Annotated in this window: 19 protein-coding genes; 8 read left to right on the forward strand and 11 right to left on the reverse strand. The window is 61.1% G+C overall.

The window, feature by feature from the left end; all coding sequences use genetic code 11:
• Nucleotides 1–32: 32 nt before the first annotated feature.
• On the reverse strand, nt 33–446 hold the full coding sequence (locus HUTA_RS10070) for a universal stress protein (RefSeq protein ID WP_015789795.1): 414 nt from the start codon (nt 444–446) through the stop codon (nt 33–35).
• A 166-nt stretch (nt 447–612) separates the two neighbouring features.
• Here HUTA_RS10070 and HUTA_RS10075 point away from each other — a divergent pair, with 166 nt between their 5' ends.
• The 4 genes from HUTA_RS10075 to HUTA_RS15615 all read left to right on the forward strand — a co-directional run bounded on the left by HUTA_RS10075 (nt 613) and on the right by HUTA_RS15615 (nt 5,611).
• Nucleotides 613–1,257: a hypothetical protein gene (locus HUTA_RS10075; protein ID WP_143920360.1), complete on the forward strand. Its 645-nt coding sequence runs from the start codon at nt 613–615 to the stop codon at nt 1,255–1,257.
• Nucleotides 1,258–1,882: 625 nt separating this feature from the next.
• The gene (locus HUTA_RS10085) at nt 1,883–3,094 is read left to right on the forward strand and encodes a hypothetical protein (RefSeq protein ID WP_015789797.1); all 1,212 of its coding nucleotides are present in this window, start codon (nt 1,883–1,885) and stop codon (nt 3,092–3,094) included.
• Between the two features lie 69 nt (nt 3,095–3,163).
• Nucleotides 3,164–5,347 (forward strand): pentapeptide repeat-containing protein, encoded by a 2,184-nt coding sequence (locus HUTA_RS10090; protein WP_015789798.1) that lies wholly within the window; start codon nt 3,164–3,166, stop codon nt 5,345–5,347.
• A gap of 57 nt (nt 5,348–5,404) precedes the next feature.
• Nucleotides 5,405–5,611: a hypothetical protein gene (locus HUTA_RS15615; RefSeq protein ID WP_169304893.1), complete on the forward strand. Its 207-nt coding sequence runs from the start codon at nt 5,405–5,407 to the stop codon at nt 5,609–5,611.
• 202 nt (nt 5,612–5,813) lie between these two features.
• Here the strand turns inward: HUTA_RS15615 and HUTA_RS10095 are convergent, their stop codons facing one another.
• The gene (locus HUTA_RS10095) at nt 5,814–6,356 is read right to left on the reverse strand and encodes a hypothetical protein (RefSeq protein WP_143920361.1); all 543 of its coding nucleotides are present in this window, start codon (nt 6,354–6,356) and stop codon (nt 5,814–5,816) included.
• A 314-nt stretch (nt 6,357–6,670) separates the two neighbouring features.
• Between HUTA_RS10095 and HUTA_RS10100 the strand changes: the two genes are divergently transcribed.
• Complete coding sequence (locus HUTA_RS10100; protein WP_015789800.1) at nt 6,671–7,399, forward strand: hypothetical protein; 729 nt, start codon at nt 6,671–6,673, stop codon at nt 7,397–7,399.
• Between the two features lie 363 nt (nt 7,400–7,762).
• On the opposite strand, the gene HUTA_RS10105 is transcribed toward HUTA_RS10100, so the two are convergent.
• The gene (locus HUTA_RS10105; protein ID WP_015789802.1) at nt 7,763–8,149 is read right to left on the reverse strand and encodes a hypothetical protein; all 387 of its coding nucleotides are present in this window, start codon (nt 8,147–8,149) and stop codon (nt 7,763–7,765) included.
• Nucleotides 8,150–8,377: 228 nt separating this feature from the next.
• On the opposite strand from HUTA_RS10105, the gene HUTA_RS15920 reads away from it, so the two are divergent.
• On the forward strand, nt 8,378–9,118 hold the full coding sequence (locus HUTA_RS15920; RefSeq protein WP_015789803.1) for a hypothetical protein: 741 nt from the start codon (nt 8,378–8,380) through the stop codon (nt 9,116–9,118).
• 39 nt (nt 9,119–9,157) lie between these two features.
• Here HUTA_RS15920 and HUTA_RS10115 read toward each other — a convergent pair whose 3' ends face one another.
• From HUTA_RS10115 to HUTA_RS10135, 4 genes are all read right to left on the reverse strand, one after another.
• Entirely contained in the window at nt 9,158–10,165 is a 1,008-nt protein-coding gene (locus tag HUTA_RS10115) for a hypothetical protein (protein WP_015789804.1), read from the reverse strand.
• Nucleotides 10,166–10,443: 278 nt separating this feature from the next.
• Nucleotides 10,444–11,598 (reverse strand): hypothetical protein, encoded by a 1,155-nt coding sequence (locus tag HUTA_RS10125; protein WP_015789805.1) that lies wholly within the window; start codon nt 11,596–11,598, stop codon nt 10,444–10,446.
• A 108-nt stretch (nt 11,599–11,706) separates the two neighbouring features.
• Entirely contained in the window at nt 11,707–12,957 is a 1,251-nt protein-coding gene (locus HUTA_RS10130; RefSeq protein ID WP_015789806.1) for a MarR family winged helix-turn-helix transcriptional regulator, read from the reverse strand.
• Between the two features lie 363 nt (nt 12,958–13,320).
• Nucleotides 13,321–13,518, reverse strand: a complete 198-nt coding sequence (locus tag HUTA_RS10135; RefSeq protein ID WP_015789807.1) for a ribbon-helix-helix domain-containing protein — start codon at nt 13,516–13,518, stop codon at nt 13,321–13,323.
• 147 nt (nt 13,519–13,665) lie between these two features.
• Between HUTA_RS10135 and HUTA_RS10140 the strand changes: the two genes are divergently transcribed.
• Complete coding sequence (locus HUTA_RS10140; protein ID WP_015789808.1) at nt 13,666–13,860, forward strand: hypothetical protein; 195 nt, start codon at nt 13,666–13,668, stop codon at nt 13,858–13,860.
• A 147-nt stretch (nt 13,861–14,007) separates the two neighbouring features.
• On the forward strand, nt 14,008–15,756 hold the full coding sequence (locus HUTA_RS10145; protein ID WP_015789809.1) for a glutamate--tRNA ligase: 1,749 nt from the start codon (nt 14,008–14,010) through the stop codon (nt 15,754–15,756).
• A 186-nt stretch (nt 15,757–15,942) separates the two neighbouring features.
• On the opposite strand, the gene HUTA_RS10150 is transcribed toward HUTA_RS10145, so the two are convergent.
• The 4 genes from HUTA_RS10150 to msrA form a co-directional block, all read right to left on the reverse strand.
• Nucleotides 15,943–16,440, reverse strand: a complete 498-nt coding sequence (locus HUTA_RS10150) for a hypothetical protein (RefSeq protein ID WP_015789810.1) — start codon at nt 16,438–16,440, stop codon at nt 15,943–15,945.
• A complete protein-coding gene (locus HUTA_RS10155; protein ID WP_015789811.1) occupies nt 16,441–17,382 on the reverse strand; it encodes a hypothetical protein in 942 nt (313 codons plus the stop codon). It abuts the gene before it with no gap.
• A complete protein-coding gene (locus tag HUTA_RS10160) occupies nt 17,383–17,634 on the reverse strand; it encodes a hypothetical protein (RefSeq protein ID WP_015789812.1) in 252 nt (83 codons plus the stop codon).
• Between the two features lie 189 nt (nt 17,635–17,823).
• Nucleotides 17,824–18,351, reverse strand: a complete 528-nt coding sequence (msrA, locus tag HUTA_RS10165; protein ID WP_015789813.1) for a peptide-methionine (S)-S-oxide reductase MsrA — start codon at nt 18,349–18,351, stop codon at nt 17,824–17,826.
• Between the last annotated feature and the right edge of the window lie 30 nt (nt 18,352–18,381).

An 18,381-nucleotide genomic window follows, 5' to 3' on the forward strand; every position in this document is an offset into this window, starting at 1 on the left:
GCCGTGCAATCCAGCAGTTCTGTCCGCGCCACTCACTTCACGACCGTCACTGACACGGGCGAGCGGTAGACCACGCCTTTCGTCACGTTATCGAAGAGGAACCGAGCCAGACCGGTCCGCTTGCAGTTCCCGATGACGATGTGATCGGTGTCGGACTTCTCCGCGTACGCGACGATCTCCCGGACCGGACAGCCGACGGCGGTGATCGTCGTCAGCAGGCGACCGTGAGCACTCGCCGTTCCGTTCGCCATCTCGAACAGCTGGTCGGTGTACTCCCGTTCCGCCTCGACCGGTGGTCCGTGGACGTACATGCCGCCCATGCCATGCGTTCCGTTCCGTGGTGTCACGTGTATCACCGTGATCGACGCATCGGGGTACTCGCGAAGGGCGTATTCCACCGTCTCCCGGGCCGAATCTCGACTGTTGATGGGGACGAGAACCTCCATGGAGAACAGTCGCTACTGTTCGCTCATGAACGACGCAGGTACCCGAGGGCATCTAGCGTATCTACCTGTCCTATTCCCTGATTCGGCGATTTGCGTGGATCGTCCGGCTACTCGAACATCTGGGTGGGCTATCCCTCCGGCCACCGTTTCCCACTCAACGATGGTCATGGACGCACTGGCAAACCTGGGACTGGTCGCCACCGGCACCGCCGCCGCCGGATTGATCGCACGGTACGGCATCCAGCGGTTCTCCACTCTCGTCGAGGACGGGATCGACCGCTCCGCCGAGGTCGCAGAACAGGGGATCGACCGGTCCGCAGCGGTGGTCGAAGACGGGATTGAACAGTTCTTCGAGACGAAACTCGCCCGCCAGCGGGCCGAGACCGAGGCACGGCGCGTCGCCTCCTCACGGATTCACGAGAAGCGGGCGAGTGTCGTCCGCGAACTGTACCGGCGATTCGTCCAGTTCGACCGGGACGTCCGAGCATTGGAGACGAGAGCCTCGAACGAGCAACGCCGCCGGCAGGCCACCGAGTCCCGCAACGACCTCGAAACCTACTACGCGGAACACAAGATCTACTTCCCATCCGAGACGTGCGAGGTCGTCGAAGCGCTCCTGGACGCGATGACCCACGTCGTCGACGGGGCCCGTGACACTGGGTCTCAGGACGGTCGTTCCGAGGGGGCAACGACCGTCGGAAGCGGTCTCGGGGGGCGGCGCGACCTGGCTGGGGCGGACATCGACGAACTCACGGACACCTTCGAGAACCACTGCAGAGCACTGCTCGGGGTCGACCGTGAGGGACCCTGACCGAGTGATCGCTGACAGCCTGGGGAGGGTCGCTGGCAACGACTGGTCACCGTGTGCCGGGTCGCTGGCAGATACTGGTCACCGCGTGCCGGGTCGCTGGCGTCAGTCAATGACCCGTCGCCACCCAGCCGGCGTCTACCGGCGCCTTATCGCTATTGGCGTCAGCCAGCGATCCGCTCGCCATCGCGCCGGCGGATACCGGTCAGCGTGGTCCGAAGGTACTGCGACAGCACCCCGAGAGCCCCCCGAACCCTCGAATCGTGGGTCTCCATCCGTTCGGCGACGACGCTCGTTCATGAGCGTTCGGGCGTAGAGTGCTCCCGTGGCCAAGCAGGATCGTTCAGCGCGGGGCTCCCACCTCGGGGGAGGCCAGTTCGCGTCGCGTGTCGACGTGGCGACATCGTACTGGCTGAAGGGGGCAATCGAACTCGAGGTCCGGAGCGATACCCCGTGGGAACGATCCCCTGGCGGCCCTCCCGACTGCACGGAATACCGTCGAAACTGCCGTACTGCGAGGGGTTCGACGGCGATCGGGACGACAGACAGTGCCGGGTGTACAGTGCGCGGCCGGGCGACGGTCGACGGAACGAGCGACGACAACCAATGACATGACGGACTCACACGAATGACGGACGAACGAACGAGATTACGCAGAAAACGCGAGGAACTCGACGCCGAGCTGTCGGCACTGGGCGCTGCCCTCGACGGAATGGAGGTCAGCACCGACGCGATGGACGACGCAATCGCGGCGGCGACCGAGGCACGCGATACGGCGACGGACGCGTTCCTCCCGGCCGATCGACTCCCGGAGACAGTGACCGCCGACACCCGTGGCGTCGTTGCCTCGTACCTCGATTCGATCGGGGAGTTGCGGGACGTGCGATCCGACGAGGTAGAGCTGACAGACGACCGGCTGCAAGCCGAGGCCAAGCGGGCGACGGACGCTCGTGCCGATATCGAGGAGATCTCGGCGGCCCTCGATCGCATCGGCGAACGGATCGACGAGGCCGAGACGACGGTCGCGGACGCCCGCGAGGACCTCGACGACGCTCGATCCCGGTTTAGGGACGACCTGGCCGTGCTCGGGGCACGATTGGAGAGGTTCGACATCGCCCTCTCCCCGGAGTCCCTCGGCGCAGTCACCGACGACCGGCTCCCGGAACGCAAAGCGGAGATGCGGGCGTCGGTCGAGCGTATCGAGGAACGCGTCGTGGATCTCACGACGCGGCAGTCCACCCTGGCGACCGAGCGCGACGAACTCCAGTCGATCGACGGTGGGGGGAGCTGTCCCACGTGCAACCAGACCGTCGGTTCCGATCGCACGGCCAGCGAGGTAGAGGCGATCGAGGAGGAACTGGGCCAGATCGAACACCGGCTCGAGACGGCAAGGCGGGAACGCGAGGAGTTGCTCGCCGGCATCGAGGAACTGGAGGAGCTCCGGGGCACGGCGATAAGCCTCCGCTCGCTCCGGTCGGAGACCGTCGCGGCGGCGGCGGGCCGCGTCGAGGACCGCGAGGCCAACCTCGCGGACCTTCGGGCCGATCACCAGGAGGCACGTTCGGAACGCGCCGAGGCGAAAGCGGAACGCACGCGGGCGGACGCCACGGTGGCGACCCTCGAGATCGAGCGTGCCGGTCTCGAGGCCGACATCGACAGATTGGGGGCCAAAACGGACAAAGGAGCGACCTGTCTCGACGCGTTCGAACTCGTCGAGGACCTCCAGGCAGAACTCGAAACACGGGTCGAGGAACGCTCAGCACAACAGGCGGCCTACGAGGAAACTGAAGCGGAACGTGCGTCGATCGACGTGGAACTCGAGGCGCTCACAGATGACTGACTGTTCCCCCACGCGGGCCACCCCGGCTTCGGGCATCGTGGGTCCCAATCCACGACGGACGGTGAACGAGTGACCCCCTCATCCAACGACAGCACATGTGCGTTCGTCCTCAAGGACACCTCGACCCCCGCGCTGACGGGCCCCTGGCACTGTCCACACGACGCACTCGCTGACCAGAAGCGGTGCGTGTTTCACCACACGGCCGCCGAGCGTGCGGAACTCGACATCGCTGACGAGGCGGTTCGCGAGCATTTCGAGGCGGCACTCGGGAGCGGCGACCCCGAGCGGCGGGCCTTCGTCGGTGCGACGCTGCCGAGCCTGGACTTCGATCATCTCGACTTCGACCACGACGATCAACACCTGCTCGATCTTCGCCACGCATGTATTCACGGCGACTTCGTGGCGAGTTACGCCCGGTTCGAGGAGGCTGTCGATCTCCGCGACGCGAAACTCGGGACGCTCGAACTCGACGGCGGCACTTTCCATGACGGATTTTTCTGCAAGCGAACGACCTTCGAGGGGGACGTCGACTGTGACCGCGCGACCTTCAGCGGCCACGTGGCCTTCGACGGCGCGACCTTCGAGGGCCCCGTGCGATTCGACCAGGCCACCTTCGGCGATCCCGCCACCTTCGACGACGCGACGTTCCGCGAGCGCGCGACGTTCCTCGGTTCGGCGTTCCGCGGCCGGGGGATCGACGTCGACGACTACACCTCCTTCGAGGGTGCCACGTTCGAGGATGTCGTCCGGTTCGATCACACGCACTTCGAGGCTGCCAGTTTCGAAGCGACGCGGTTTTCGGACGCAGTACACTTCGATGAAGCGACGACGACCGCGCCCGTCAGGTTCGACCGGGCCACCTTCGAATCGGCGGCCACCTTTGACGGGTCCACCTTCGAGGACGACGCGTCCTTCGCGGCGGCCACCTTCGACGGCGAGACGAACTTCCGGGGCGTCACGTTCGAGGGTGGCGGGACGGTCCTGCATCGCGACGCCGACTTCTCCGAGGTCCGTTTCGCCCGGGCAGTCAGCTTCGAATCGGGGGATATCGGCGCGGTGACCTTCGAAGATACGACGTTCGACGGCGACGCTCGCTTCCATGACGTCCTGTTTCAGGAACGGGCGAGTTTCCAGGCCGCGACCTTCGCCGGTGAGGCCGTCTTCGACGCGGCCACCTTCGACGACGAAGTCACCTTCGAGGGCGCGACCTTCGAGGGGCCCGCGAACTTCCCCGGCGTCGAGTTCGAGGGCTCGAACAACCACGACAGCGCCAGCGTGACCTTCGACGAGGTCCGCTTTTCGGGTGACGCGAACTTCCATCACGCCTGGTGTACCTCCGCGAGCTTCTGGGAGGTCTCCTTCGAGCACGCCGCGTGCTTCACCGAGGCCAAGTTCACGAAGCACCTCGACCTGAAGGTGAGCGAAAACGGGGGCGATACCGTCGTCAACTTCACTGACGCCGTCCTCGCGGACGGGGAGATCGTCCAGCCGGACGGCGGCGGGGTCCGGTACGACCTCACCATCGCGACGCTCGGCAGCGTCGGCTTCAGCGTCGAGAGTGGTGCCCACCGGGATCTTTTCCAGTACGTCCGCTTCTGTGACACCACCTTCGAGAACTTCGACTTCACCGCCCACGCTCACTTTCTCACCCGATCGGACTGGCGACTCCACGACTTCGACGACGACGGCCTCGAATACGAGTACGCCGTCGAGATGACGTCACTGAACGTCGAGAAGACCTACCAGCGGGCCAAGACCAGCGCCTCGACGGCCGGTAACGTCGAAGCCTCCGGGAAGTTCCGGTTCAAGCGCCAGCAGTTCGCCCGCCGAAACTACAAGGACATCGCCCGCGATCCCGCGGAACCATTCCGGACGCGGATCCGCAACGGCCAGCGCGTGGCCGAGAACCTGTTTCTGGGACTCACCTGTGGCCACGGGATGCGACTGTACCGGATCGCCGCGATGTTCATCTTCTTCCCCGTCCTCCCAGCGTTGCTGTACACGTTCGGCGGCCCCCCGTTCCGGACCGGGGCCGGCCAGGTCCACTCGATCGCCGATTTCATCTCGATGGGCGGCATCGAGACGTTCGCCGCAAACCTCCACTTCAGCTACATCACCTTCCTCACGATCGGCTACGGGAACGTCGTCGCCGAGGGCAACCTCGGACTCGTGCTGGTCAGCATGGAGGCCTACGCCAGCGTCGTACTGGGTGGCCTGTTCATCTACGTCCTCATCAAGCGGAGTGAGCTCTAGAAACCATCTTTTTCCGCCTCGGGTTCGCGCTCCGCGCGAACCACTCGGTGCAAAAACATGGTCCACGCGAACGAAGTGAGTGTGGGCTCGGGAGCGCTTGCGCTCCCGGTGGTGAAAAAGGCCGCCTCCGCCGTCTTCGACGGCTCCGGCGGTGAAACCCCTCGCTCCGCTCGGCGTATGCTTGTGGCCGCAACGCATATTTCTATACCTCCACCCGGCAGGTTTGTGGTCGACGTGCTGAAATATCGAATAGTCCTCTGCTGAATACACGCTCTGAGTAAGTCACACCGTTACTCACAGAGACCAACCAGATGATGAGGACGCTACTGAATAGATGGCGCTTAGTTTGAATCGAATCATTGCCGGTCAGAATTGATTAGGCATTAACTCTCGACAAGACTATGCTGCGGTAAAGAACTGGCCTCACAGTCCAATGAGGCAGTCATGCTAGAGCCTTGTAACCGACTTATGTTGATCTCCATTGACGGTACCTTCGATGAATTCGATACAAAACAACTGTACTAAAGATAAATATGATTAGCCAAATCGACATAGCAACTGCGAGAGTTAGGAATTCCGGCTGAGAAATTGAACCATATTCGTCCAGAGAGAATACGACAAGAGTCCCCCACAGGAACCAGAACGGCAGGGTAAGTGCTGCCCAGAGGACCGTCGTCATCGTTAGGAAGCCAGCGACTCCCCAGCGGTCATAATCGAGTAGCGTGGTAAGATGACGGAGGCCCGCGCGGGCTTGATATCTGGCCGGAACAACAATATCATCGGCCAATTGGTATGCTATGCGTTTTTCACCAGTCTGGACTAGAATACCGTCTTCAGAAAGTTCTCGAAGATAATTTCTAATCTGGCCTTGGCCGATTTCCAATTCTTCCCCGACCGCAGTAGTGACTTCTGTGATATCGAACCTTTGTCCGGGATGTTTTTGAAACCACTCGACAATCTGGGCCTTTTTGTGACCTGACTCCTTTCTGAGATTGAAATCTTCGATCACGTCTTGAATATATCTCATTTGAATTCACCCGAGTGCGATGGGATTGAAATACCTGAAACTGAGATTTAAATACTCGAACACCGTTTCACTTTCTAAATATCTAAATATTATATCATGTCCCGGTTCCATGGTTGAATTGCAATGTACAGACATTGCAGACCGAAAGTTCAGTGGCAGAGAATACAAGCATTCGGGTCCGACCTCTGTGCCGAATCAATTCACACTCGCATCGCTGAATTGTACTGTTGCATGCGGACGCAGGACCGTACTCTTCGAAACAGTTCAACCAGCAGGGAATCTGTGGGGAGTATACAATGAGTGATACAGAAGTCATCATCAAGGGAGAAGTCCACACCTCTAAAAGGGACTTGAAGGAAGAGCGAGAGATTCTCAAAGAGGGGGTGGACCATCTCATTCTTGAGGGTCCCGAAGAGAAAGAATGGGACTTCAAAATCACTCAGATATGGTATGCATGGATGCTTCTGATCTTCGAGTATCTCTTCGCTCAGATCATGTACGTTGACAAAACGATTCTTGAAGATATCGCGGATATTCAGGGCGCAGAGAGGCAGTACACAAGGGACTCGAACGCATCGATCCTCGAGAATTCCCACACACTGATCAAAATTGCTGCAGCAATGCTTTTCTTCCTGCTATTCGCAGCTGCCATCGGACTTGGATTAGCTGGCCATGTCTTCGGAGGCGTATCGTTGTTACTCGTGAGTGGACTTCTTCCGCTGCTCCTCTTACGGATTCACGAATCCCGGAGAACAGATTCTGGCCGAGATATTCAGATCGCTCAGATGGTTGAGGAAGCCGCTCAAGATGGGGGCCGTATCGTCGTCATTGTTGGAAATGCACATGCAAAACGCCTCCCACAAATTGTTTCCGACGACTTACCCGAGTTGGATATCAGATCACCTGCGCATAAACTACTCTCATGGCCTTCGGCTAAGGAACTCTTCTACCCTTGGATCGTCTCTTTCAGTGCCCAGTATGGTGTCTTTGTGTCAATCTTAGCTTACGTAAGGTTTGCAATATAAGTCTACGTTGCGTTAGGATCTGATGCACATACTGGTATATTGAGACGGTGGCGTTGCCGCAACTATTCATCCGCGAACGAAGCGAGCGGTTCACCAGCGGTCCTTTTCATCGAAGTTTTCGCGCACGTTCGTCCGTTCCAGAAAGCCAGCGTCGGGAGTCGAACCCGGATTTTCGTCCAGGGAGCACGTTCTCGTTTCTTTCTCGTGCGCCGTATCCATACTCGGCACGCCGGCTCGTGGCGGAGCTGTATTCGGCCGCCCTGGTCGGCTTCTTTGGGTGCCGCCGAGTTATGATCGGACCCAGACGCTCATAAACCACGTGTTAGATTGTCCGAACCCGGCCGTTCGACGGGTTTCGAGCGCTCACCGGAGCCAACCTAGGACGAGTCCACAGACGAACCCCACGGCGACGAGCACCAGGGATCGCCGTCGATCGATTGGCCGGACGAACCGCGCTCCGCGGTCGGTCACTTCGAGGGCACCCGCCGGTCGTGCGGAGAGCCCGCCACCGAGTCCGCCGCCTTCGGTGTCATCGTCGTCGCCGCTGGTGCCGCCACCGCCGCCGACGCCGTCCGCACCGCCGCCACCGCCCCCGCCACCCCCACCGAGGCCGTACTCGACGCGCGTCATCGGCACGACTGTCCGATTGCCGCACTCGATGGGCGTACTGTAGACCGTCTCGGCGGTCGTACCCGCTTCGATGGCTTCGCTCAAGGACACAAACTCTTCGGGGAAATCCACGTCAGTCACCCGCGTTCGTGAGCGCTTTCGTGCGCTTCGGGGCTATACCCCGCTGTGATCTCTCCCCGGTCGATCCGTCGCCGTAGTCGCGACCCGCCTCTCGACGAGGCTGTTCTCCAGTCATCGACGTGACGTTCGACCGGCGGACGGAAAGCGACGGTCGGTCGTCGAAGCGCACGATGACGGTCTTCGAGGAGAACGCGGTTTATTGACGTCCGAACCTGACAGAGAAAGTATATGTCAGGCGCGACCGGGACCAGCAGTATCGGTCTCCTGTGCAAGCGAAACAAGCCAGTGTTCACGGAGGTCGCCGGACGTCTCCGCAATGCGGGCTACCGGGTCAGGTTCTTCCATCCACAGTCCGGACTCAGTCCACGCCAGGCTGCCGACCTCTCGTTGATCGTCAACAAGAAGACACTCCCGGTCGCCCTGCCGGCCCTCTGGCGTGCTCGACGAAGCGGGACGCCGCTGTGGAACAACCTCCAGGCGACGATCGTCCTCAGTTCACGGCTGGTCGGGCTTCGAGCAGCGTCGAAGATGGGACTACACACACCCGACATCAGTTTCGAGAAGCCCACGGGCGAGTACGTCGCGAAGGGGGCCTACGTCTGGGGCAGCGACCCCGCACTCAACGGTGTGGGGGACTTCTATCAGGAACTGATCCCGACGGAGCCGGTCGATTACAAGTATTACGCTGTCAACGATGGGGACCGAACGCACGTCGAGGGGCGACGCGTCACCTCGAAGCTGTACGGTCGGAAACGATTCCTCAGTCGAGTGCAGCCTGCGCCGACCATCACCGCCGCGCTTCGGACATTCATCGACCGGTTCGATCTCCGCGGTATCGGTGTCGATTTCGTCAAAGGCGAGGCTGGCCAGTACTGGGCCGTCGACGTCAACCTCGCCGCAGGATACCGGGATACGGACCTCGAAGCCGCTCTCACCGACTCGATCATCGGGAGTCTGCCGGGGGAATGAGGCGTCGGCTGTCCCCCCGAACGAACGCGTCCAGCGTTCTCAGGACTGGCGCGGGATCAGCGGATCGATCGCGAGCGTCCGCTTTGCGACCGTGAAGATACGGAAGATGTAGGAGATGAACACCATGAAAGGTAGGAGCGTCATCGTGAAGGAAATCCCGATCACGGGGATGATGTGCTCGATGCCGAACGTCCTGCCCGGGAAGGTGTTCCCGTCAAGGGAGACGAGCATCGTGCCCGCGAGGATGAGTGCCGGCACTGCCGCCGCGAGGATCACCTGCGAGAGGGCGATCAGCGACCACTGGAAGTAAAGCGTCTTGATGTACTCCCGTGCCGGTCCGTACAACATGAGTGCCTCCTTCAGTTCATCGAGCAACGCCACCTGCTCGGCCGTCAGATCGTCCTCGTAGTCGTCGACGATGCGCTCGACCTGGAACACCTTCCAGCTGTAATCGAAGTTCAGGGCGGCAAACACCACGTCGAACGTCCCGAATTCGGCGGTTTCCAGTTGCGTTCGGACGTCCTGTGCGTTCGTGACGATACCCTCCGAGAGGTCCGTGAGATCCCGCGCCAAGTCCTCGTTGCCGGCGTCGTCGATGTCCTGCACCAGTTCGGCCCGCTCGGAGGTGGCTTCCAGGATGTCGCTGAGGAATTTCGAGGGCTTCGTCGAACAGGGGGCCCCGATCAGCACCGAGGCGCGATCCCGAAACTCCATCGCCCCGTCCAGGCGCTCGAACTGGTCGCCGAGTGGCCCGTTCTCCTGGGTGAGGATGAGCTGTCCGAACGTGACGACGATGGTCGTCCCGGTCACGATGACGATGATCATCGTCGAGAACAGCCGCTCGGACAGGTCTCCTTCGGTGTCCATCTGGTACACTTCCGGACGGAGGATGAAGGTACTGATCGTGAAGACGAGGAAGAACATGGCAGCGAGGATCCCGGCGACGAGCAGTCGGTTGCCGGACAGCAACAGCCACGACACGATCCGGGTCGTCTGGGAGCGCTCGCGGACCGTGTCGTGCGTGTTGACGGTGTCCTCCGTCGGCATGGCGTTACCCACCCCCGTTCGATCGTCTGCTGGGCTTCGACGCGTCCAGTTCCACGCTCCCGGGCGCGAACGAGGGGCGCCGCGGGCGAATGGGTCCGTGCACGCTCGGTCGGTAGTTGCCACTCTGGATCGGTGGATGATCGGCACTCACCGTCAGTCGATGATCGTCACTCGCCGTCGGTCGACAGTCGGGGTGGCTCACGATCATCTCGGCTCACGTCGGCCAGATAGCGGTGGTTTCGGGACAGTACGGACGGACGCGACCGCCGAAGGGTTCATCACGACTGTTTCGGCCCCTCGTGAGCGTCCGCATCGCGGCCATCGTACTGGATGCTGACAGTCGCATCGCCATCGACGGAGAGTGCCTCGAGGTTTCCCCGGAACCAGTACGCCTCGACGGTGTCCTCGACGACGCCCTGGACGGCCGGGTGCACGCCATAGCCGTCGCTGATCCGTGCGTCGTGGTGGCCCGCCGTGACGACTGCGTCGGCCTCGAAGGCGTAGGCACTCGGCTCGCCGGACTCCCCGGCCGCGAACACGATGCTGTGAGGGAGGTCCACGTCTGTGTTCGCCCGCCAGCGGTTCGATGGGCGGCCGAACCCACCCGCCGCCGCCTTCGCCGAAGTCGGGACGCCGTCGGGGATCGAGAGGTCGGGGTCGTCGGACACCGCCGGACTCACGTCGACGGTGGACCCGCACGTCCGCTGGATGGGGCCCCGGTAGCCGCCGCTCTCGAAGCTGATCCGACCGGGGGCGTCGTTCGCGCCGGCGACGATGGCGTTGGGGTAGGGGCCGTCGGCGAAGTGTGAGTCCCTGATCGTCACGGTGCCGCCGTTCCAGACCCAGACCGGCCGGCCGTTTGTTTCGAGGTACTCGTCATCGTCGTGGCCGTAGTCCGTCCCGTCGGTGTAGGCGACGCAGTTCTCGATCAGATCCGCGCCACCCCCGCAGCGAAACGTCGCGACGCCGTTGTTCTTCCCGAAACAGCGATCGAAGTGCACGCTGCCCGCCCCGGCGGCGGTGTTCGAACAGTGAAACCCGTTGTTCGGGAACCCCTGGACGTTACACCGGTGCAAGCGGACGTCCGCCTCGTTGCCGTGGTGCAGAAAGACCCCGCCGGGGCCGTGGACGCACCCCGACCCCTCTCTGGTTGCGCCGTCGCCCATGTAGACGTTCTCGACGAGGACGTCACCGGGATCGCCGTCGATCCAGAGCAGGAACCGACCGCCCCGGTAGCACCCCTCGAACCCGACGTTTCGGATCACAGAGTTCGATCCGGTGACGCGGAGGCAGACGCTGTCACCGGTCGAGAGGTCGATCAGTTTGTTTGCGAACGTTTCCCCACGATCGACGTGGATCTCCTGGCCCCTGGCAGGGATGACGCCGTACTCCTCGCTGCCGTTGGTCTCCGATGCTGACGGTTCGATTGCCATGTTTCCACGAGCGTGTTCAGGATGATAAACGACCCAACCGAGAGAACAGGCGAATCCGTGAACGCCGTCGGATCGAGGGTTCTCGAATGGCAATACGGCTCCCCGACCCTACGTGGGCGGGACGTGTTCGTGAACCACCGATTTCGCGCGGTCGAGCGATACGTGTCCACCGCCGGAGAGGGTCTCGAAGACGCCCAGGTTCCGGAGCAGGGCCTCGGTCTCGTCGCGGGGGAGTGTGAGATCGCGCTGGACGTGGTAGATCGCCGTCGCCGCGTCAAGCGCTTCGATGACTGCCTCGCGGTCGAGGTCGTTGCGGTCGCAGAGTTCCGCGGCCATGGAGACATCGTCTGCGTCGGCTTCCTCTTCATCGGACCCGTCCTCGTCAGTATCTTCATCGCGCTCCTTTTCGTCTTCGTCGCGGTCGCTCGTCCGATCCCCGGAGACGCAGTCGGCACAGGGATCGAAGTCCGGCACGGTCTCCCCATCCACGACAGTGACGTCGGTCGCCGACGCGAGTCGGGGGCAGTCCGCCCGCCTGTGGTATGTCTCGGTCGGTGAGTTCGAGATCGCGACGAGTCCGTCCGCGAGGTCCGTCGAGACGCACGTCCCGCACGGGCGATGGTGGGGGACGACCGAGCGGTCCTTCTCGACGAAGTCCTTCGCTCGCCGCAACTGCGGACAGTCCGGGCGGACGTGAAACACCTGTGAGGGGCTGCCGCCACCGGTCGCAACGTACACCGTCCCCGCCACGTCGGTGGTCTCCTCTACCGTGTCGTCTTCGGATCGATCGACCGGATTGTCTTCGGATCGGTCGATCGTGTCGTCCTCGTCCGCCGATCCCTCGTCGGTGGCCGACTCCTCGGAGACGACCGGCGAGTACAGCTTCCGCCGGCCGTCCGTGGGGTCAGGGACGGTCTCGATGAGGCCGGCCCCGGCGAGTTTCGGCAGCCAGGACCGCACACTCTGGATCGTGGCGTCGACCTGGTCCGCGATGTCACCCGACGCCCTGGGGCCACCCAGCGTCCGGAGTGCGTCGAGCGTCTCACGCTCGCCGTCCGTGAGCTCTTGCCCGGCGACGCTGGGGTATCCGTCCTCCGATGGGTCGGGATCAGTTTCGTGATCCGACTCATTGGGTTCACTTTGCTTCTCGAGCTCCCTGATTCGGGCTTCGAGGGTCCCCGTGGGATCGGTGGCTTTCTGCCTGATCGGGTCGAAGTCCGACGGGAGTCCGAGCGTCAGGGTGAGACGGAGCGTGCCGTCGTCAGTGGTCCGATCATCCACTGTGGCGTCGATCCCCATCCGTTCGATCGGTTCGAGGATGTCGGCGATCTGCCGGTGTCGCTCGGCGAGATCACTCATGACTCGCCTCCGGTTCGTTCGACGTCCACACCCAGCGCTCCGTGGCCGGTCAGTCCCCGGAAGGGGTCTGTCCCGCTGCTCCTGTTCGTCGTCACATCTCTCGGTTGGTCCACCTGGCGCGTGTCCCCGCTGGCCGTGCCGGTCGCGCTCGCACTGCCCGCTCCCCCAGCCACGCGTCGAAACGAAACGCCCCTGCCGTCCCATGCCAGGGTCGGCCGGTCGCCGCTTTCCCGCCGGGGCTGCTGACTGTTCGTCGGACGATTCCTCGGGTCGGACGTGGAGTATTGCATCTTGGATGCCTCGTGTTCTCTCCGCCGCCGAGTTGACCACAGCCGCCCGGAACGGTCCACTCGGCCGACGGCGTCAGTCGGCCGGATCTCCGTCCGTCGAACCGGAGATTGTCCCGAACAGCACGCTATCGTCGATATCGTCGATATCCTGCAGCCCGAGTCTGACTAGCCGGTTGATCACTTCGGATTCGGGTAATCCGGTTCTGTCGGCGATCTCGTCGACATCGGCGGCAAGCGAATCTTGACACTGGAATGTGAGTCTGTCTGTCATACGTATTCAACATATTAGATAATGTACTGGTGCATGATAAACATGTTCTACTGTTCTACTGATGCAGTAAATAGATGTGTCTAAGTACCGCCTCTCTAATGCTCCGATGACCCAGAGTTTTTGTGCACCTGCAACCTTCCGTTGGGTATGGAGCGAACTGAAAAAATCAGCACAAGTGTCACGGAGGACGAGAAGAGCCGTTTTCGCGTCCTCGCTGCGGAACGGGACATGACCATGGCCGAGTTGCTCCGAGAACTCGTTTATGAGGAGATCAAGGGGGACGACGAGCGGACATTGGGGCCAGAGGAGAATCCGAATCCAGAGGCGAAAACGACCGATTGAGAAGGCTCCGCTCACTCCGCAATCGCCGTCCTTGGCGGGATTTCAGCGATCTCAGTCGGGGGCCTGCTGTACTCCTTGCCATCGCGTGAGCCTCGGCTAACATCGAACCCGACGACGTTTTGACGACCGCCCTGCAATCGTCTGCCAATGGACGAAGACCTTCGCGAGCGCGTCGAGGCGGCCGCCGAGGCCGACGCACTGTTCAACGCGCTCAAACACGACAGCGACGCCCAGGTCGGAGCGATCATGGGGCCGTTGATGGGCGAGAACCCCGAGTTCCGGGAGTACGGCGACGAGATCCCGGGCGTCCTCGCGCCGGTCGTCGAACGCGTCAACGGGCTTTCGACCGAGGAAAAACGCGAGCGACTCGCCGAACTCGCGCCCGAACGGGTCGAAGAACTCGACGCCGATGAGGACGAAGACGAGCAGGCACTGCCGGACCTGCCCAACGTCGAGGACTACGACGAGGTTCGGATGCGCGTCGCGCCGAATCCAAACGGTCCCTGGCACGTCGGCCACGCCCGGATGGCCGCAGTCGTGGGCTCGTACAAGGACCGCTACGACGGCTACTTCGTCTGCCGGTTCGACGACACCGATCCCGAGACCAAACGCCCGGATCTGGACGCTTACGACGAGATCCTCGACGCGATCGAGTACCTCGGGTTCACGCCGAATCGCGTGCTCAAGGCCAGCGACCGACTGGAGACCTACTACGCCTACGCGCGGGACCTCATCGATCTCGGCGGGGCCTACACCTGCTCGTGTCCAGGCGAGACGTTCTCCGAGTTGAAGAACAGCGGCGAGGCCTGCCCGCACCGCGAGAAGGACGCCGCGACCGTCCACGAGGAGTTCGACGCGATGGTCGACGGCGAGTACGATCCCGGCGAGATGGTGCTTCGGGTGAAGACCGACATCGAGCACAAGAACCCCGCGCTGCGGGACTGGGTCGCCTTCCGCCTCATCGACACCCCGCATCCACGGCCGGAAGCCGAGGACTATCGCTGTTGGCCCATGCTCGATTTCCAGAGCGGGATCGACGACCACCTCACCGGGATCACGCACATCATCCGCGGGATCGACCTCCAGGACTCCGCCAAGCGCCAGGGGTTTGTCTACGACTACTTCGACTGGGAGTACCCCGAGGTCATCCACTGGGGCCACGTCCAGGTCGAGGAATACGACGTCCCGATGAGCACCTCGACCATCAAGGAACTGATCGAGGCCGGCGACCTTGAGGGCTGGGACGACCCACGGGCCCCGACGATCGCCAGCCTCCGGCGACGGGGCATTCGCGGCGGGGCCATCGTCGACGCGATGACCGAACTCGGCACCTCGACCAGCAACGTCGACCTGGCGATGTCGTCGATCTACGCGGCCAACCGCGAACGCATCGACGACGACGCCGACCGGGCCTTCTTCGTCCGGGACGGCGTCGAGATGGACCTCTCGGGTGGGCCCGAGCGCGGCCAGCCGCCGATCCACCCCGACTACGAGGAGCGCGGCAAGCGAACCATCCCGGTCGGTGGGGCGGTCCTGGTCGAGGAAGAGGACCTGCCGCCGGAGGGCGATCGCGTCTGGCTGAAGGGATACGGTTGCGTCCGCCGGACGGGCGAGCGGGCGTTCGAATACACCGACGACGACATCGACGTGGTCCGGGAGGGGAATGTCGACGTGATCCACTGGGTGCCGGCGACGACGAGTGTCCCCGCCCGACTGCGGACGATGGAGGGGGATGTCACCGGACACGTCGAACCCGGCTTGCTCACCCACGGGGCCGACGAGATGGTCCAGTTCGTCCGGATCGGCTTTGCGCGTCTCGACGCGGTTCCCGAGGCGAGTGATCCGATGGATGTCGGCGAGGACGACGAACTTCTCGCGTACTTCGCGCATCCGTAAATCTCGGATTTGCGGGCGAGCCATGCCCAGGAGTTTAGGACCTAACTACAGATAAGACGAGCTGTCGTGGATCTTCGACGCAGATTTCAGCTATCGATTACTGTCAGTTGCTCGCGTTTGTCGGCCAAGATAGAATTTATGCTTCAAGCTCACACGGAATTATGTTGCTATCGATGGTAGAAAATGCTAGCTATTATAGCTCGAAATATATCGGTTCAGAATGATATCGGTCACGTATAGCGCAATGAAACCAACGGAAATGAAGAAGAGCACTTCCGGAAGTACCCTATTCTTAGAAAAGCGCTCGAACAGGAAGTGCATACTCACAAGCAGTAATGCGCCCCATACAAGAAGGAGTAGCATCGAGGCACTCTGTTGGCTAATCTGTCGGTCGCCACCTGACTGATTGTTCCCTCCGTCACGGGGATCTTCCCACTCCTCGGATGCATTTTCTCGCTCATCTGCCTCCGTATCATCGGTATTGGTGGATTCATCAGATGCTAGATGACGGAGATGGTTGAACAATGTAGCGCCAACTACTGAGGCGCCGAGTGCCAACCCAAAGAACAAGTTTGAGCCGTCCTCTGACGCAATGAGAAGGAAAACATAATTAACACCAGGAAGGAACGCCGCAATCTCGATATCTTCATTTAGCGCCTGTACCGCGTCACCTAGAACCGACATCTATAGCGTTTCGTACCAGACACGGAGGTTTGACTGTCCATTTTCGTGTTCTGGTTTGATTTTCACCGAATTATGGTGCTGATTAATGTACTCTGCAGCTTTTTCCACGGTTTCCTCCGCTTGCTGTCCCTTCCCACGGATATCGATATAGTTCAATGGGGCTATATATTCATCAATATCAAGCGACTTGCCTATCATCGCATGGTATGCTTCCTTGTACGACATCCCAGACTTCACGAACACGACAAAAGGCTTGTCAACGACAAGTTCTTCAAATGCGTTCGCATAATCCCCATCAGACCAACCGCCGAATTCAACTTGATCCTGATAGAGCCGCTGGAATAAACGGTCGGGATCAAAGTACCCAGACGAGCACAGACTCGCAGTATTGTATGCTTCTGGCCGGGAATAGCCACGTTTTTCGTGCGCTTTCGCTGCCTCTCGTTTTCGTTTCCTCACTTCCCACTGTTCCATCGGGTTGTTGTCCTCGGCGATGCGTAGCGCCATGCCTTGAATGAGCGGCTGACGAAAGCGGGGTGGGACTTTGCCCCTGTAGAAACTCACGATCTCGTCGACAAACTCTTTGCCCTCTTTTCCTTTGACAGCTTCAGCGATGCCAGATGCGGGAGCCAGCGGAAACCCCTGTGCCTCTTCCAGTACACTATCCATAGAGTCGCTCATCGCAACACGCTTTTCATAATCGATGCTTGCCGGATCAATAACCAACCGGACGACTCCTTTGACTTCTCTGATTTCTGCCTCGGCATCTCCTTCAACGGGTCCTGCATATGGAGATTCATATTCGTCACTGTGGATGAGTTCGGCCAACGAACCGCGACAAGGAAGCGAATCTGTTTGACTCCTGTTGAGTTTTGCAGCCCCGTCTTTGGCGGTGGCAAAAGAGTCTTTGAGTAGCTTCAGAAAGGGATCGTCTTCTTGCATCTACTCGCGAGGGTCTTCCCAGTCGGACGAGTCTGTAAGGTAGTTCACAATATCCGAAATATCGTCGCGAATTGGTTCAACGGAACCATGCGCCAGGTAACCCACCTCTTCAGCTTTGATTTTCTCACCCGAGGGAGAAGTTGCAATTTGACCCGTCTCAATGTCAACAATATATCCGTCCTCGATTTCTTTCCCCAGCATCGGCAGAAATTCTTCCAACCGATCCGGATCAATTGCGAATTCTGTAGTCATGGGTGGTGAGCAGCCTTCGTCAATCAGCGTGTTAGTTACACACACCAATACGTCAAGGGGTCATAAACATGTTGTTATGGATATCATCTGGTGGTACTCACTATATTGCGGATTATTCGATGGGGCCGATGCTTTACCGTCACCTGGCCGCCCCGCAGCCCCTACGTATCGCGGCCGCTGCTACTGTAACTACGATTCAGCTACCAGTTCCTCGAACCGTTCACGGATTTTTTCGACCTTCGGCGCGGCGTGCATCTGACAGTAGGCGTCAGTCGGGTTCTTCTCGAAGTAGTCCTGGTGTTTCTCCTCGGCGCGGTAGAACGTCTCCAACTCGGTGAGTTCCGTCACGACCTCGTCGTCGTACTCGGCGTCGAGCGCGTCGATGTAGGCGGCGGCCGTCTCGCGCTGGGCCTCGTCGTGATAGAGGACGATCGAGCGGTACTGCGTGCCTACGTCGGGACCCTGTCGATTCAACTGGGTCGGGTCGTGCGTGGCGAAGAACACCTCCAGCAACTCGTCGTAAGTGATCACGTCGGGATCGTATTCGACCTGCACCACCTCGGCGTGGCCGGTGTCGCCCGAACAGACCGCCCGGTAGCTGGGGTCCTCGGCGTGCCCGCCGGCGTACCCGGACGTCACCGAGGCGACGCCGTCGAGTTCCTTCATCGCGGCCTCGGTACACCAGAAACACCCGCCGCCGAACGTCGCAGATTCCATACCATCTGGTAGGGTCGCGAGGCGTATCAG

This window comes from Halorhabdus utahensis DSM 12940 (genome assembly GCF_000023945.1).
Taxonomy (GTDB): domain Archaea; phylum Halobacteriota; class Halobacteria; order Halobacteriales; family Haloarculaceae; genus Halorhabdus; species Halorhabdus utahensis.